This is a genomic window from Rothia sp. P13129, from assembly GCF_048512865.1.
Classification (GTDB): Bacteria; Actinomycetota; Actinomycetes; order Actinomycetales; family Micrococcaceae; genus Rothia.
The window spans coordinates 153,821-170,018 of record NZ_JBLXYA010000001.1 but is presented as its reverse complement, the minus strand read 5'-3'; the positions used below and the strand labels follow the sequence as shown (position 1 = coordinate 170,018).

At 47.6% G+C, this 16,198-nt stretch carries 16 protein-coding genes and 3 tRNA genes; 13 read left to right on the top strand and 6 right to left on the bottom strand.

The annotated features are described in order from the left end of the window. Positions 1-21 precede the first annotated feature (21 nt). From upp to ACN081_RS00800, 4 genes are all read left to right on the top strand, one after another. Positions 22-660 (top strand): uracil phosphoribosyltransferase, encoded by a 639-nt coding sequence (upp, locus tag ACN081_RS00815; protein WP_419103114.1) that lies wholly within the window; start codon positions 22-24, stop codon positions 658-660. A gap of 817 nt (positions 661-1,477) precedes the next feature. Further along, positions 1,478-2,254 carry a winged helix-turn-helix domain-containing protein gene (locus ACN081_RS00810; protein ID WP_419103113.1) on the top strand — a complete coding sequence of 259 codons (777 nt, stop codon included), beginning with the start codon at positions 1,478-1,480 and terminating at the stop codon, positions 2,252-2,254. A gap of 87 nt (positions 2,255-2,341) precedes the next feature. Beyond that, a complete protein-coding gene (locus ACN081_RS00805; RefSeq protein WP_419106646.1) occupies positions 2,342-3,130 on the top strand; it encodes an alpha/beta fold hydrolase in 789 nt (262 codons plus the stop codon). 21 nt (positions 3,131-3,151) lie between these two features. Beyond that, positions 3,152-3,682 (top strand): SixA phosphatase family protein, encoded by a 531-nt coding sequence (locus ACN081_RS00800; protein ID WP_419106645.1) that lies wholly within the window; start codon positions 3,152-3,154, stop codon positions 3,680-3,682. Positions 3,683-3,746: 64 nt separating this feature from the next. Here ACN081_RS00800 and ACN081_RS00795 read toward each other — a convergent pair. Further along, positions 3,747-3,838: transfer RNA gene (locus tag ACN081_RS00795), tRNA-Ser, on the bottom strand. Between the two features lie 168 nt (positions 3,839-4,006). After that, positions 4,007-4,097: transfer RNA gene (locus ACN081_RS00790), tRNA-Ser, on the bottom strand. A 221-nt stretch (positions 4,098-4,318) separates the two neighbouring features. On the opposite strand from ACN081_RS00790, the gene ACN081_RS00785 reads away from it, so the two are divergent. The 3 genes from ACN081_RS00785 to ACN081_RS00775 all read left to right on the top strand — a co-directional run bounded on the left by ACN081_RS00785 (position 4,319) and on the right by ACN081_RS00775 (position 7,387). Beyond that, positions 4,319-4,837, top strand: coding sequence for a dehydrogenase (locus tag ACN081_RS00785; RefSeq protein WP_419101064.1), 519 nt, complete (start codon positions 4,319-4,321; stop codon positions 4,835-4,837). 49 nt (positions 4,838-4,886) lie between these two features. After that, entirely contained in the window at positions 4,887-6,137 is a 1,251-nt protein-coding gene (locus tag ACN081_RS00780) for a chloride channel protein (RefSeq protein ID WP_419106644.1), read from the top strand. A gap of 110 nt (positions 6,138-6,247) precedes the next feature. Beyond that, a complete protein-coding gene (locus tag ACN081_RS00775) occupies positions 6,248-7,387 on the top strand; it encodes an acyltransferase family protein (RefSeq protein WP_419103108.1) in 1,140 nt (379 codons plus the stop codon). An 88-nt stretch (positions 7,388-7,475) separates the two neighbouring features. Here ACN081_RS00775 and ACN081_RS00770 read toward each other — a convergent pair whose 3' ends face one another. Then, positions 7,476-9,014, bottom strand: coding sequence for an MDR family MFS transporter (locus ACN081_RS00770; RefSeq protein WP_419103107.1), 1,539 nt, complete (start codon positions 9,012-9,014; stop codon positions 7,476-7,478). Positions 9,015-9,258: 244 nt separating this feature from the next. On the opposite strand from ACN081_RS00770, the gene ACN081_RS00765 reads away from it, so the two are divergent. Further along, positions 9,259-10,110: an HpcH/HpaI aldolase/citrate lyase family protein gene (locus ACN081_RS00765; RefSeq protein ID WP_419106643.1), complete on the top strand. Its 852-nt coding sequence runs from the start codon at positions 9,259-9,261 to the stop codon at positions 10,108-10,110. Between the two features lie 8 nt (positions 10,111-10,118). Here ACN081_RS00765 and ACN081_RS00760 read toward each other — a convergent pair whose 3' ends face one another. Both ACN081_RS00760 and ACN081_RS00755 read right to left on the bottom strand, forming a co-directional pair. Then, on the bottom strand, positions 10,119-10,352 hold the full coding sequence (locus ACN081_RS00760) for a hypothetical protein (RefSeq protein WP_419103105.1): 234 nt from the start codon (positions 10,350-10,352) through the stop codon (positions 10,119-10,121). 238 nt (positions 10,353-10,590) lie between these two features. Beyond that, positions 10,591-10,662, bottom strand: a tRNA-Thr gene (locus tag ACN081_RS00755). Between the two features lie 161 nt (positions 10,663-10,823). On the opposite strand from ACN081_RS00755, the gene ACN081_RS00750 reads away from it, so the two are divergent. The 4 genes from ACN081_RS00750 to ACN081_RS00735 all read left to right on the top strand — a co-directional run bounded on the left by ACN081_RS00750 (position 10,824) and on the right by ACN081_RS00735 (position 14,203). Then, a complete protein-coding gene (locus ACN081_RS00750; protein WP_419106642.1) occupies positions 10,824-11,510 on the top strand; it encodes a DsbA family protein in 687 nt (228 codons plus the stop codon). 26 nt (positions 11,511-11,536) lie between these two features. Then, positions 11,537-12,373, top strand: coding sequence for a nitrilase-related carbon-nitrogen hydrolase (locus ACN081_RS00745; RefSeq protein ID WP_419106641.1), 837 nt, complete (start codon positions 11,537-11,539; stop codon positions 12,371-12,373). A 90-nt stretch (positions 12,374-12,463) separates the two neighbouring features. Then, positions 12,464-13,402: a cation diffusion facilitator family transporter gene (locus ACN081_RS00740; RefSeq protein ID WP_419106640.1), complete on the top strand. Its 939-nt coding sequence runs from the start codon at positions 12,464-12,466 to the stop codon at positions 13,400-13,402. Positions 13,403-13,411: 9 nt separating this feature from the next. Then, positions 13,412-14,203, top strand: coding sequence for a spermidine synthase (locus ACN081_RS00735; RefSeq protein WP_419106639.1), 792 nt, complete (start codon positions 13,412-13,414; stop codon positions 14,201-14,203). On the opposite strand, the gene ACN081_RS00730 is transcribed toward ACN081_RS00735, so the two are convergent. Beyond that, positions 14,198-15,121 carry an EamA family transporter gene (locus tag ACN081_RS00730; RefSeq protein WP_419106638.1) on the bottom strand — a complete coding sequence of 308 codons (924 nt, stop codon included), beginning with the start codon at positions 15,119-15,121 and terminating at the stop codon, positions 14,198-14,200. The two genes, ACN081_RS00735 and ACN081_RS00730, sit on opposite strands and share 6 nt — an antisense overlap. Positions 15,122-15,377: 256 nt before the next feature. Here ACN081_RS00730 and ACN081_RS00725 point away from each other — a divergent pair, with 256 nt between their 5' ends. Next, entirely contained in the window at positions 15,378-16,178 is an 801-nt protein-coding gene (locus ACN081_RS00725; RefSeq protein ID WP_419103099.1) for a di- and tripeptidase, read from the top strand. Positions 16,179-16,198: the final 20 nt, after the last annotated feature.

Here is a 16,198-nt window from a genome sequence, read left to right as displayed (position 1 = left end):
TGAAAATGGTAGCTTGAGAGTATGCGTTTAACCATTCTTGACCACCCTTTGGTCTCACATAAAATTTCTGTTCTTCGTGATAAGAACACCCCTTCTCCTATTTTCCGTCAGCTTGTTGAAGAGATTGTGACGCTTTTGGCGTATGAGGCGACTCGTACTATTCGTACTGAGGAGCGTGAAATCGTCACTCCTGTCACCTCTACGACAGGTAAGGTTTTGACTAAACCGCGCCCGTTGGTTGTTCCTATTTTGCGTGCTGGTTTGGGCATGTTAGAGGGTATGACTCGTTTGATTCCTACTGCTGAGGTTGGTTTCTTGGGTATGGCTCGTAATGAGCAGACTCTGGATATCGTGACTTATGCGGAGCGTTTGCCTGAAGATTTATCGGGACGTCAGGTGTATGTTCTTGATCCTATGCTTGCAACGGGTGGAACCTTGATTGAGTCTATTAAGTTTTTGCGTGCTCGCGGTGCGGAGCAGATTACGTGCTTGTGCATTATTGGTGCTCCCGAGGGTATTGCTGCTTTGCGTGATGGTATTGACGGGTTTGAGAACGTTGATTTGTTCTTGGCTGCTGAAGATGAGTGTCTCAACGATAAGGCGTATATTGTTCCTGGTCTTGGTGATGCTGGTGACCGTCTGTACGGTCTTGCTCAGTAGTCAGATATTGGACGGTCTGGCGTTTCGCTATTAAAAAATTTTTGACCTTTTAAATGGGGGTATAAGAGCTTCTTCTCTTATACCCCCATTTGCATACAAAATGCATAAATCATGTTGTTTAATATTTTGTGTAGTGCTTGAGTGTAATTTTTTGTGAGATTATTTTGGGTTGCTGGGGGTGGTGTTTAGAGGCTCTTTTCTACACGCTTGGGATAAATGTGGGAAAGTGTTGGCATGAAGGAGTGCTCCCCACTTTGTGGATGAGTTTTGGTGTTGTTGTGTTGGGATCACTCGGTGTTGGTGTGGTTTAGTGTGCCTATTTAGTACGTGTGCTTTGTTGTGAATCTTGGAAGAATGCGATGGTGGTGGGAGCTTTTTGTGAGGTGTGTGGTCTTGTGTGGTTTAGGCTGGGTGAGTTTGGGACTGGTTCTTGGTCTTGGTGCTAGTAGGGATGAAAAAGGAGAAAAGTTGAGGTTAGTCTTGACAAATCGCTAGTGCTACATGGTGTTGTTGGTTGGTGTATATCGGACAAAAGTGTATGCCTTGAAAGTACAGGTTGTTTATGTATAAAAAATAATAGTTACGTATTTTTATGTACCAAAATATGAGAAAAAGAGAACCTGTATAGACAGCATTTTTTGAGATAATTCCCTCAACTGTCCAAAAAACAGAGGAATGTTACTTGATTTATCGACGAAATCATACAACGATAAAACGGTAAAGCGATCAAGAGCTTCATGTGTGGAAAAGCAGAAGATCCTGCACAAACCACCCAGATATACGCTCTTATCCCACCACAAGAAGACAGGTAAGAAGAATGTCCGGAGCACCTGGATACGTCCACATCTCTCAGCGGAACAGAGTATCAACTCAACGCACTGCGTCGAACCTATCTCAGGGACGTCACATGCCCAAACACCCCGCTAGCCTGCGTCCTATGACAACACATCATATTGACACCCCACCCGCAAAACTCAACCACCCCGAGAGTGAAGCACGTGGCTTTGTCATCTATGTCGGGCTCTCTGAAGAAACAGCAGCATCAAACGGGACATCACTTGTGCGTATCGTACAAGAACTACGCGACTATACCCGCGGTATCGTCCCAGAAGCTGACTCCTACGCGGCCGTCGCGCTAGCTCCATCCGGAGCAGAAGGAACAGACCTTGAAGTCGTGCGCAACGCCCTAGGTGACCCCACCGCTGTACACCACCAGCCCGAGCCTTTCTCATCTACACAATACTCATCCCAAGAACACAAACCTGCTCACTCCGTTGGTGTTCTTATCGACCTATCGCGTCGAGAAGTCTTTCTAGACGGTGAAGTCCTTAACCTCACCTACAAAGAATTTGAACTCTTGAACTACCTCGTTGAAAACGGTGCACGCACCGTCGGACGCGAAGAACTCCTCGCAAGCCTATGGCGAGATGCCGAGGAAACACCTAATGAACGAACTATTGACGTCCATATTCGTCGCCTACGTTCAAAATTGGGGCGTCTTGCCAACACCGTACGTACGGTACGAGGGCAAGGGTACAGATTCTACGAGCACCCCGAAGTCGTTGTATGGGCAGCTCCCGAATACTCCATCTAAAAGCTAACGCATAGCAATAAACCCGTGTAGGCGTCTAGAAAATAGGCGCCTATACGGGTTTAAAGAGAAACACGAAAAACAAAAACTATGGCTGACACACCAACTCTTTCAATAACGTCTCTAGGAACAGGCCCAAAAACTATTGTCTTTCTGCATGGACTCATGGGACGTGGCAAAAATTTCACCGCAATTGCAAAGAACCTCGAACAAGACTTTACAATTCTGCTCATCGACCTTCCTAATCACGGAAACTCTCCATGGACAGAATCCTTCGACTATAACAACATGGCAGATAGCGTCGCACAAGCTATCTGCGCATACCACGGCGAACCCGCCCCCGTTGTTGATGTCGTTGGACATTCCATGGGAGGAAAGGTCGCAATGCTCTTAGCGTTAAGACATCCAGAACTCGTGCGAAAGCTCGTAGTCTTAGATATCGCCCCTTCAGTATCTACCGGAAACTTTACCCATCTGCTGGGCTCTCTTCTGAAACTTCCTATCGAGGAATTCTCGACGAGAGCCGAAGCCCATAGAATGCTAACACCAGCAGTGCCAGACTCTAGCGTGCGAGGATTCTTACTTCAAAACCTCATTCGCACAGAAGAAGGATTCTCTTGGCAACCGAACTTACAAATGCTCTTTGAAAACCTGCCGAAAATTATGGGATGGCAAAACCCCAACCTTTCCTTCAACCGACCGGTGCTATGGATTGCAGGAGGGCGCTCCCTATATGTCACGTCAAAAGATACCCCTGTTATGAGGAGCCTCTTCCCACGCGTGCAAAAAGTTGTGTTTAAAAATGCTGGACACTGGGTGCACGCAGACCAGCCGGAAGAGACCGTGTACGCCCTCAAAAAGTTTCTAGCTCAAAGCTAGAGACCGGCTAAGATGGTGCTTATGGCTGAAGAACTTTCACAAAGACCAGATGACACACGAACCTTGATTATCATGCGTCATGCTGAAGCTGACTGGGGCATGGACGATTTCAACCGCCCCCTCACCTCTCGCGGGCACCTTCAAGCCCGAACCGCGGGCGAATGGCTGCACCATACAGGAACTCTTCCCGAAATGATCGTTTCTTCTGCTGCGTTGCGCACTCGGCAGACAACAACATGGGTATGTGAAGCTCTCGGAGAAAAAGCCCCAACAGCCTCCCTCGACGAGAGGCTCTATAACGCTCCAGCTCGTATGCTACGTCAGTGCATTGAGAATACCCCCGATTCTGTTCGCTCAATGATGTTAGTTGCTCACTTGCCGGGCGTACAAGATGCAGCAATGGATTTAATGAGCTCAACATCTGACTACGAATCACTCATGGATATTTCTTATGGTTTTCCACCCTCTTCGATTGCGGTCTTTGAGGTGGATACTTCTTGGTCTGAACTATTAGATCACGATGCGCGACTAGTTTCTTTTAGAACTTTCTAAGTTTTGAGGAGAACATAAAAATCCCTGGGCACTTTTACCTGAAAGCGCCCAGGGATTTTTTATGTGGCGGAGACGGGGGGATTTGAACCCCCGGTCGAGTTTAACCCCGACCCTTCATTAGCAGTGAAGTCCATTCGGCCGCTCTGGCACGTCTCCAACACCGTATCGTGTTTAGCCCGTCAACATCTGACTCAACCGCAATACAGCATTCACCATACTAGCTGTTTTGTGGGGTGTGGTCAAATAATTCTGTTGTCAGAGTCAGCCGTTCTTCAAACCAAAAGAAAAACCGCGTCTCTCACTCATGAGAAACGCGGTTTTACGTGGCGGATGGTAAGGGATTTGAACCCTTGAGACGGGGTTACCGCCTACTGGTTTTCAAGACCAGCTCCTTCGGCCGCTCGGACAACCATCCGTAGAAGAATCTACCAGAGAACTCATGAGAATACAAAACAGTGCGGCGACAATGTGTCAGAAAACATAAAATATTAGATGAATAATAAATACACCTTCGTCAAAACCTGCCCCTCTCTAGGTGATTTTTCAATTTTCTTAACGTAGTGTTGCGTTTGACATAGTGTCAGCAAATTAATTTAGGGTAACCTAAGAAAAGGAAGTAGATGAAAGGGGGAGAACGTGAGCCTCAAAGACTTCTTACAAGGGCGCCGTAACGACGCAGAACTCGGCCAAGGAATCTGGAGACGCGCACACGACCGCTTCAACCGTGGAATCGACAGATTCCACCAAATCCTCGAAAAACTACCAGACGACGGAACCCTCGAACTCGTCGTTCCAGAAGCAAACGCCCTCGCAGACCTACTACCACGCGTACGAACAATCGCAGCCCGCGCCCAACAACTAGCGCCCAGCAACAGCACCGACATCCCCGCATCACCCAGTGGCATCTACTCAGAACTTCACCGGTGCCTCTCACGAGCCGGAAACTCCGTCGCACTATGCGCAGAGGCCCTTGCCATGGTACGTTGCGCCGGAAGCTGCGAATTCCAATGCAACCGACAAGAAATCGTCATGCGACGTGTAGAAACAGTGCGAGAACACATTGAACGTGCAGAAGAACTCCTGCAACAAGCACACTACGAAACAACACAACGACACAACGAATACGCACAACAAAAAATTAGTGCATCCGCCTAAACACTGCCAGTACTCATCAAAGACCCCATAAACGTCTAAACTAAAAACGATGAGCAACACCCCACAACACCCCACCAACCCACGGCGCAAATACATACTCCTCACCCTTGCCGCCCTCACCGTTGCTCTTAGCGCCGGAATCATCGGCGTGCTCCTGACCGAATTCCTCCACCTCATCGAAAACCTCATCAGCAAAACTCAACAGGTGCCCCACCGAACACCTATAATGATGGCAACCGCCGGCGCCATCAGCGGAATCTGCTGGTGGAAACTACGCCAAAAAAACCTACCTAGCACCCAAGACATCATCACCACACGCGCGCAACACTACCCCTTCACCAGAACAACCATTGACGCCTTCACACAAGTATTCCTCGTCGGCGCAGGCGCATCCATCGGCAGAGAAGCCGCCCCTCGACAACTTGCAGCAACCATCGCCCACCGCCTCTACCACCCACAACACTTCACCCCAGAAGAACGCAACTTTCTCACTGCCGCCGCCTGCGGTGCAGCACTCGGGGCAGTCTACAACACCCCATACGCTGGAGCCGCTTACACCATCAGCATCGTTTCCCCCACCAAAAAATGGAGCAAAATCCTCGCCGCTCTAACGATTAGTTACCTTGCAGTCCTCATCCCTAGAGCCATCTACGGTGCCGCACCCTACTACCAACTACCAACATACAAACTCGAATATTCCAGCTGGATATGGGTGATTGGAGCCATCCTTATCGGCGCAATACTTGGCACAACCTTTCGTATCATTAGCCAAAACATCATCCAAAAAATACGCAAAGAACGCCCCCGCCACTGGTGGAAACTACCTGCACAACTATGCTCACTCATGCTCCTCACCGCAGTCATCGCCACCTACCAGCCAAATATTCTAGGAAACGGTGTCCTCATCATTGAACAAGGACTCCACCACAACATCACCCTCAGCAGTTTCCTCATCCTCGCCATTACCAAACCACTACTCACACTTCTGAGCCTACGAGCTGGTGCCGCTGGAGGAACTCTCACACCCGCGTTAGCTACTGGCGCAAGCATCGGTGCCTATATCGCGCTCGCATCCAGAACACCCGAACAACTACCGGTCTTCATGCTCCTTGGAGCAGCAGCATTATTATCTGCTAGCGAGGCCTCCGCACTTTTTGGGGCACTATTTACCATAGAACTCACCCACGCACCGATAGAGTTATGGGCGCCGCTCCTCATGTGCTCTATCGGCGCTGAATACCTCGGAAAAATACTCAACCGGCACATACAACACAACACGTGGCTCAACCCGCCACATTAGTAGCCATTAATGTGGCTACAGAGTAGAGAAGAAAAACCTCTGAGCTATGGTTTCATGGATACGGTACGACAAATAACACCGCCTTCATCGACCCAAACTTAAAGGAAACAATGAACCGCTACGCCCACATCGACGCTATGAGAGCTTTTGCCGTCCTACTCGTCGTATTCTCCCATGCAGGCCTAAGCTTTGTACCCGGCGGTTCTGGGGTTACCATTTTCTTCGTCATCTCTGGCTTCATCATCACATTCTTACTTCTGAGAGAACGAGAACAAACCGGAGGATTTGACGTCAACGGATTCTACATGCGACGTCTCATCAAAATCTTCCCACCTATGCTCCTAGCGTTAATTATCCCCACACTGATTTATATGAGCCTTGGCGGAAAAATCGATATCATCGACTTCCTCGGACAAATATTCTTCTTCTTCAACTGGCGTTACCTAGACTCACAGGTAACAGTTCTACCCGGTTCTGTTGTGACCTGGAGCCTATCTATTGAAGAACAGTTCTACCTTGTCTTTGCACTCATCTGGCTCTTCGCCGTGAAAAGCAAACACTATAAAAAAATTGTGGCAGGCATTGCCTCAACCGCTATCGTCTACTCCATCTGCTCCCGCATATATTTAAGCCTTCACCACGCCACCGGTGACCGTATCTACTTTGGTACAGGAACTCGAGTTGAGGCCATCGCACTAGGAACGCTAGTTGCACTATGGTTCTTTACCTACCGCAATACTCCAGCAGTTCAAGGTCGCCCTGTTGTCGGCACTCGATTCCGAAATACGCGAAGAATCCGTGACGGTAGAACTGTTCCTCTCATGGGGCGTAACACAATCGTGATTCTTGCCGTGCTTCTATATCTTGTGTCTCTGCTCATTCGCGATGAGTTCTTCCGCCAAACAATTCGCTACACCATTCAAGCTATTGCCGCAGCCATGATGATTCTATGGGGGCAAGTTGCTATTCGTGAAAAACTTGGTGATCAGCTCATGCACATCTTACGGTGGAAAGGGCTACAACTCTTAGGGTTAGCAAGCTACAGCATCTACATCTCTCACGACGTTCTTTACCATTTTCTTGAGCCACACCTTGGAATGCTTCCCCGTCCAGTCTTAGTGTTAACACTCGTAGCAAGCGGTCTAACTCTTGGCATCCTGATGTATAGGTGCATTGAAGTTCCCGCGTTACGGTATAAAGATCGGCATTTTGCGTCCGTACACGCAAAAGCTAGACAGCAAAGCTCATAAGAGAAAAATCTACAGCTAAGAATATTTGCCAAGAAAAATGGGCAGAACCTTCCCTTGCGAAGATTCTGCCCATTAACATCTCTAACCCTTATTTTTGTAAAGGTACCTGTCGGATGAAAAAGCTGAGAACAAAGCTCAACAATACCGCTGGTATAGAGAACAAGAAAATAGGAGGCATCGCCGTAGAAAATGCTTCAGCAATGAGCTGTTGAGCAGTCTCCGGCAAAGACGCCAAAACTTGTGGAGTAAGCGAACTGAGCTGTTGAGCGTTGAGAGACTGCGCTGCCATCTGAACAGAATGTTGTTGTGTAAAGGCCGTGAGATTACCAATAAATAAAGACCCTGAAACAGCAATTCCTAGAGAAGCCCCTAACTGTCGGATAAATGTTGTTGTAGAAGTTCCTGCCCCGATATCACGTGGAGGAACACTATTTTGAACAACCAGCAGAGTATTCTGCAAGGTAAAACCGATACCAACACAAATCACGACCATCAACACCGATAACCACAGGTACGATGTGTGCTGGTCGATAACGCTAAACCCAAGAAGTCCCAGAATAATCAAAGCTGGCCCAGCAACAAGATACAACTTATAGTTTCCTGTAGCAGAAATTAGACGACCTGAAATAACTGTGGCGGCAACTTGAGCAAAAGTCATAGGAAGAATCATCAGACCAGCAACAGTTGCAGAAACACCCCACACCATTTGGAAAAATGTCGGAAGGTACGCGCCCACGCTCATCATCGCAGCAGAGACACCGACTCCCATGAAAACGCAAACCCACACATTAGGGTCTTTGAGAATACCTAAAGGAATCAACGGTTCTTTAACGCGTAACTCCACCGCAATAAAGAGAGCAACACTGACTACCGCTAAGGCGATGAGAGCCATGATTTGTGGAGACCCCCAAGGGTACACGGTTCCGCCCCAGCTCGACACCAGAATAAGCGATGATGAACCAAGAACCATCAGAATAATACCGAGATAGTCGATACGTGGCGGCGTAGCGTGTTTTGGTGTACCAAGATGCAAAAACTTGAGGATAAAGAACAACGCAAGAGCACCTAATGGAAGATTCACGTAGAAGACCCAACGCCAGCTCAGCGCATCAGTTAGGAAACCACCTAATAAAGGACCGGCAACAGACGCAATACCAAAAGCTGCCCCAATAAGGCCCATATAGCGTCCACGGTCACGTGGCGCTAACACATCGGCAAGAATAGCTGTTGCACCTGTAAAAATGCCGCCACCACCAATGCCTTGAACAGCGCGGAAAAGAATAAGCTGCCACATAGACCCTGCCACACCACAGAGTACTGAACCGACGAGAAAAACCACTGCCGAAAATAGAAAGAGAGTTTTTCGTCCGTAAAGGTCACCTAACTTACCGTAAATGGGTAAGGTAATGGTCGAAGAAATCATATATGCCGTGATAACCCACGAAATATGCTCTAATCCGTTTAAATCACCAACAATAGTGGGCAATGCGGTAGCAACAATGGTCTGATCTAGCGCAGCTAAAAGAACCGTTAACAACAGTCCAATAAGAATCATGCGTAGCTCACGAGAACCGGGAACAAGCCACGAAGAACTACCGTGTATATCAGGTGATGCAGGTGAAGGCACTAAAACTCCTAAGTATTCAGAGGCCGAGGCTACGACCTATTCACTCTACTCCGAGGTTCTATAAAACACCTTATGATGTAAGGAATCTTAAATGTGATGTTTTAACTATTTTTAGAGGATATGACAAGGGTTATTGATTTTCGATAAAGCTGCTCTCAGACCGTCATAGTTCTAGGAGTCTTGAGGACTATATCTATACACTGGAGATGAACAATATTATCGGCTCATTAGGAGTACAGTTCTCATGCCACATTTTCACCGCAATGAACGTGCTGCATCGTTACCTGCTCGTCTTTCTCGCAGCTGGTTACTTGTTTCGGCAGCTTCTTCTGAAGAATATATTGCGAACGCTCTAGAGTCAGAATCAGATTCCATCCTCATCGACCTTGAAGATGGCACGCCTGAAAATCTCAAAGACGAATCTCGTGAAAAAATTGTTGAACTGCTCAATGGTGAAGTTAGCACTTGGGTCAGAATCAATGGGATGAGAACAGAACATTGGAAAAAAGATGTTCAAGCGCTCAGCAACGTTAAGGGGTTGCGAGGAGTCATGCTGGCAGAAACCGAGCACCCTGATGAAGTGACTCGAACTGCGATGATGATGCCAGCTGGTACACCGGTTATTGCATTGGTTGAGTCTGCTTTAGGTATGGTGAACGTGGTAGATATTGCGCGAGCACCGGGGACGTTCCGTCTAGCCTTCGGAGTGGGTGATTTTCGTCGAGACACAGGCGTTTCGGATGACCCTATCGCCTTATCATATGCGCGTTCTCAACTTGTTTTAGCGTCGCGTGTTGGTGGTTTGCCTGGGCCTATTGATGGGCCTTCATTAGGTAAACACGGTGGTTCGTTGATGAGTGATTGTGCGGTAACATCGAGTCACGGCATGACTGGAAAATTGTTGCTTGATCCTCAGCAGGCAGAAACTATTAATATTGCGCTTGCTCCCAGTGAAGAAGAAATTCAATGGGCACGCGAAATGTTAGCCGAATCAACAAATGGTGCAGTTCCTAAGGATGGTTCATATCTTCCACGTTTGGCTCGTGCACGTAAAGTCTCTGAACTGGCGAAAACTTACGGATTGTGGCGTAACTAGTGTTTCGGTTAGTCTGCAGTGTGCCGGTCGTCTGAGTATCCGAGGAGGTACGCAAAAGAGACGGCTGTAGTAATTGTGAGGATTACTGCGCCTGTAAGAGATGAGTCCGTGGGGAAGAGAGACCGGTAGAAGAACCAGAAACCTGCTGATGGTATGAGTAAGACGATGAGGAGCAGGATAAAACCGCGCGAATAACGGAACCCTGTTCGGTGTCGATCAAATGTGAAATGCTCCCGTTGCATGAGAGAGTTTTCCTCCAAAATGAGAAAATTTTAAAAGCGAGTGTACTAATACAATAACGCTTTATAGTTGCTGTATCTAGAGGTACACAAAGCAAACATATATTTTCTTAGGAAAGCATTAAAGAGTGGTCCAAGAGCCCTGCTAGATACATCTTAATGAACAGTTCAATGAAAAGAGAAAAACCCGTTAACTGAAACAGCGCCTTTACCATGACGATGGCAAAAGCGCTGAATCTTGAGCCCCCAGTCGGATTTGAACCGACGACCTTTTCTTTACGAGGGAAATGCTCTACCCCTGAGCTATGGAGGCCTAGTCCACCCTAAAGCGAACGAAAAACACTGTACCAGAACACCTGTTCTTACGCCAGTTCACAGCAAATATTTTGTGTCTCATGACGGTGCGTGCTCAAGAAACACCAACACACTATGGTTTTCTAGTAATAGCACCATCATAGAATCGGAGAAACAACTATGAACATAAATACCCCTTACACCCGACGTACCCTCCTTGGCGCCAGCACTCTTACTGCTGCAACACTTCTACTGACCGCCTGTGGTTCAGATACCTCTACCGCATCTTACAGCAACACCAAAGCCGTAGATACGGGCGTACGAGACGATAACGGATACCACCTCAACACCGTTCTCAACGACAAACCAACCGTCACACTCTTCACCGACTACCAGTGCCCCTACTGCAAAAAAGCTGACCCCGCCTACCTTGAAGCAGCAGGAGAGCTTGACGGTATCCTCAACGTCACCGTTCAAAACTTTCCACTACCTATGCACCGTTTCGCCATCTCTGCAGCACGCGCAATGATTTGTGCACAAAACCAGAAGAAATATATCCCTTTCTCCGAAAAGGTCTTTTCTGAACAAAAGACGTGGGGCGAATCTGAGAATGAAGAAGCCGCCTACCAAAAATTTGCTGACTACGCCAAAGAACTAGACTTTGACATGGCTCAGTTCAAAACTGACTATTCTGCTACCGGAACAGAAGACATCATCAAAGCGTCCTTTGAACAAGGCAAAAAATTTGGAGTACGCGGAACACCAAGCTTTGTGCTAAATGGAAAAGTCCTTGAAGACGTCAACTCCTCAACCAGTGCAGCCGATATGGTCAAAGAATTTAAAAAAGCGGCTGGAATCTCTGAATAACACAGAACCTGATAATAGAACGCACCATGAAAATAGCTTTAGCTCAGATACGTTCAACACCGAACGTCTTTGAAAACCTCACAATAGTTCGAGACTACGCTGAACAAGCTCAACAACAAGGTGCCCAGTTGGTGGTCTTCCCCGAAGCAACAATGTTTCCCTTTGGGGAAGACCTCTACACCCAAACTCATCGTCACTACCACCAATGGGAACAAACTCTAAGCGAATTTGCTCAAGACATCGGTATCCACATTATTGCTGGCGGATTTGCACCTGAACCCTCTGAAGCTCACCGTGTTTACAATCAACTGAGTTGCGCATTTTCCCTAGACAAAATAGACAAGGCAGCTGAATCTGAAAAACTGCAATATTATCGAAAAATACACGTATACGATGCCCTAGGATACCGTGAATCTGCACATATCATTGCCGGTAAAGAGCCAGCTCTCATCACTATCGATGGGGTCTGTCTCGGGTTAAGCACCTGCTATGACGTACGTTTCCCCGAGCTCTACCAGCATTTGGCAGCGGCCGGCGCACAATGTATGGTCATTTCTGCATCATGGGCAGGTGGACCACATAAACGCGAACAATGGCAGACACTGACCAGCGCTCGTGCCCTCGATACCGGCTCATATGTTATTGCTGTAGACCAAGCATTATCACCGACACCGAACTCCGGCATACCTTCCGGCATCGGCTATTCTCGTGCCATAGCACCTTATGGAGAAATCCTTTGTGAACTAGGTGAAGTTTCCGCCTTAGCTATCGTAGATATTGACCTGACACAGGTGGAGCGCACTCGAGAGAGCCTTCCCCTGCTCCAACAACGCCAGCTCAAAACGGTTTCTACAACGGTGTGATATGAGGCCTTTTTCTCCAGCGCATCTGCTCGCCACTTGCCCCAAGTGGTAGCATATTTTTCCTAAGACTATCGGCGGAGAACTATCTTTATGGGCGAACACTCACACCATTCTCATCAGGGACATCAGCACTCTCATTCTTCGACAAACCCTCGTAAACTTTTAGCCGTTGCCGCTATCGCATGGGGTCTTTGTGCCGCTCAGCTTTTTGGTTCTTTTCTCACCGGCTCTTTGGCTCTTCTTTTGGACACCGTACACGTACTAACTGATGCATTAGGTGTGACGGTTGCTCTGATTGCTTCACGGCTTGCTCTACGGCCTTCCACACACCGTCGCACGTGGGGTTGGAAACGTGTTGAAGTTATTTCTGCAATGTTCCAAGCCTCGATTCTGTTGGGGGTTGGCGCCTTCGTCATTGTTGAAGCGGTACACCGGTTTTTCGCTCCAGAACCTATAGCGAGCACTGAAGTACTAATTTTTGGTGTTATTGGTCTTGTTGGAAACCTCGTGATGATTGCTATTTTGGTTGGTGGTGATCATCAGAACTTTAATATGCGGGCTGCTTTCTTAGAGGTTATTAATGACGCTCTGGGGTCTGTTGCTGTTATTGTGTCGGCGGTGGTAATGAACACAACTAGGTGGTACGGTGCAGATGCTGTTGTTGCCTTATGTATCGGGGTGTTGATTGTTCCTCGAACGCTGTTGCTTCTTCGTGATACGCTTGATGTTCTTTTGGAATCGACTCCTCGTAATCTTAACCTTCAAGAGTTACAAAAACATTTAGAATCTCAAGAGCATGTTGTTGCGGTGCATGATTTGCATGTTTCTCAGATTTCTTCTGATTTACCGGTTTTGACGGCGCATATTATTTTAGAGGACGAATGTTTTACCTCGGGGCATAGTGTTGAAATTTTGCGTCATTTACAGGACTGTGTAGCCGAACATTTTGATGTTAGTATCGAACATTCTACTTTTCAGTTAGAGCCAGAATCTTTTGGTTCTGGCCAACATTATCGAAATCTGCCTTAAGGACTCTTGGTGGCTCATCCTTCTCTTCGCCTGTCAACGTCGGGGCTTATGGCTCGTATTATTCCTGATGAGATGAATCAAGGCTCATATATTTTGTGTCTTGGGTCTGCAGAACAGTCTCACGTTAATATGCTGTCGCCAGAGACTATTTTTTATGAGTATCTTCGTCGTATTGGCAATGTGATTGATGCGCTTGCTGTTGCGGGGGAGCCATTGCGTATTGCCCATTTGGGTGCTGGTGCGTTGACTCTTGTGCGTTATGTTCAAGCGACTCGTCCGGGTTCTATTCAGGTTGCTGTTGATATTGAACGAGAATTGGTTGAATTTGTGACGGCTCATCTTCCATTACCGTTGGGTACACAATGTCAGTCTGTTGTTGCTGATGCTCGTGAGGTATTAGGTGATATACCACGGCTATTAGATAGCCCAGCAGGTGTAGACGCTATAGTGCTCGATATTTTTTCGGGGTGGGATGCTCCTGAACACCTTCGACAGAGGGAATTTTATGAATTAGCTCAACGTGCTTTGAGTGATGATGGGGTTCTTTTAGTTAATGTTGGTGATGATCCTGGTTTGAGTTTCTTTGCTTCTCAAGCTCAACATATGTTAGAGGTCTTTGAGCATGTGTGGTGTTTGTGTGAACGTTCGATGTTGACAGGGAAACAGGCCGGAAACCTGATTTTAGTGGGTAGCCGTCATGTTTTAGATGAGTCGATGAGAACATTTTTAGAGGGTGTAGGGCCTCACCCCGGTGTTGTTTTAGATACGTGGCAGGTTGCTGATTTTGTGAAGAGCCTATGAGGTTTTTCTTCTTTTGCGGAGGGCGACGTTTGCCCCGACAACTTTTGAGCGGGAGCTGATGGTGATGCCGATACTTGCGATGACAAGCAAAATAATTGCGGCCCAACGGTAAAGTCCCGTATGTTGTGCAAGTAGTATCCAGCCGGCGATAGCGGCAATAGCTGGTTCTAAACTGAGCAGGATGCTAAAAGTGTTTTGGGGTATTCTGCGAAGAGCTGCAAACTCAAAGGTTGCTGGGACTAGTGACGAGAATAGTGCGGTTGCTAAAGCAAAGAGTAGAAGTTTGATATCGCTAAAGACGATGGTGGCACCGGCTGCCCCTAACGGTAATAATGTGAGTGCTGCGATAAAGAGCCCTACAGCTAGGCCTGAAGCCCCTTGGATGACGGAACCTAAACGGGTGCTCGTGATAACGTAGGCTGCCCAGAAACCACCGGCTATTAGAGCATAAAGAACACCTAATAGGTCGATATTTGAAGAGTCGTTGAGGGCGTCTACCCCGAGGATGATGAGGCCTATTGCGGCAAGGAGCGCCCACAGGAAATCGATGAGTCGTCGGGAGAGGGCGATAGCTAAGATGAGCGGACCCACAAATTCAATTGCGACAGCTAATCCGAGGGGAATGCGGGCTATTGCCTGATAGAAGAACCCGTTCATGAGGCCTAATGAGATGCCGAAGAGGATGGTAGCTTTCCACTGGTGTGTGTTCCATACTCTGAGGTTGGGGCGTATAAAGGCTAAAACGATGAGTGAGGCGAAGCCTAGACGCAAGAGGCTCACACCCCATGCTCCGATGTGGGGGAAGAGGTGAACGGCGAAGGCTGAGCCGAATTGTAGTGAGAAGCAGGAACCTAAGACGAGCCATACTCCAACGGTGTGTGCAGAGGGGCGTATCGTACGTAGCGGTAATGTAGACAAATTTACTTTCTTTTCGGCAGGTGGTAGTTGGGGAGGTCGTTGTTGCTGTTATGGGGTGTAACAGCAGAATAGTTATTTTAGCGTTAAGTTTTCGGTTCAGAAGAACCTTGTAATTACAAAAAATATATGGGCTGACAGGGTGTTGATGCGGTTTTTGAGCAGAATAAAACATTCTGGGGTGTCGTTCAGATGACTGCTAGGGTCTAATAGGCGTTTTTAAGCTGAAAAATAGTAGCTAAGGTGGTTTACTAAAAACATGTTTGATTCTATGAAGAACCCTTTTGATACTGACGGTAAACCAAAACCGGCGTTGACGAAAAGTCTTGATACTATTTTGAGGATTCAACGTCCTTTAGTGGTGTCGATGGTGATGCGAATTCGTGAACGTCATCCTGAAGAGTCACCGGCTCAGATTGCAAAACGCCTGGAGACTATTTATCTACGTGATATCACCATCGGTGGTGGTGCTGTAGGTGCTTCAGCTTTTATTCCCGGTGTGGGAACTGCAACCTCCGTGGGGCTATCAGCTCTAGCGGTAGGAGGCTATCTTGAACGTACCGCCTTGTACGTACAAGCGTTAGCGGAACTTCACGGCGTACACGTTGAAAACCCTGAAGCTGCACGCGCTATGGTCATGGGCATCATGCTAGGTGATGATGGCGCTGTTCTCATGAGTACTTTGATGTCGCAAACCGGTAAAGCCGCCGGTATCTCTAATAAGTGGGGGCTCATGATGGGTAAAGAATCTACTAAGTTCTTCAGCGTAGAACGCACTATCCGCAATATGTTTGTGAAACGGTTCTTGACCCGTCAATCAGGTGCTCTTTTGGGGCGCGCCTTACCTTTTGGTATTGGTGCTGTTGTTGGCGGCGGAGCTAACTTGGCGTTAGGACGTAAAGTCGTTGAAGCAGCTCATGAAGCGTTTGGTGAGGCTCCACCGATGTTCCCTGCTTCGCTCTCTTTTGCAGAGCGAGCACCACGTTTTGAAGATTCTGTTCAGGCTCAACAACAGGCGCAGAAAGATTCTTCAATCATTCAGGGAGAAATTGCAGAATAATTCTCGGGTAGGTCGTATCG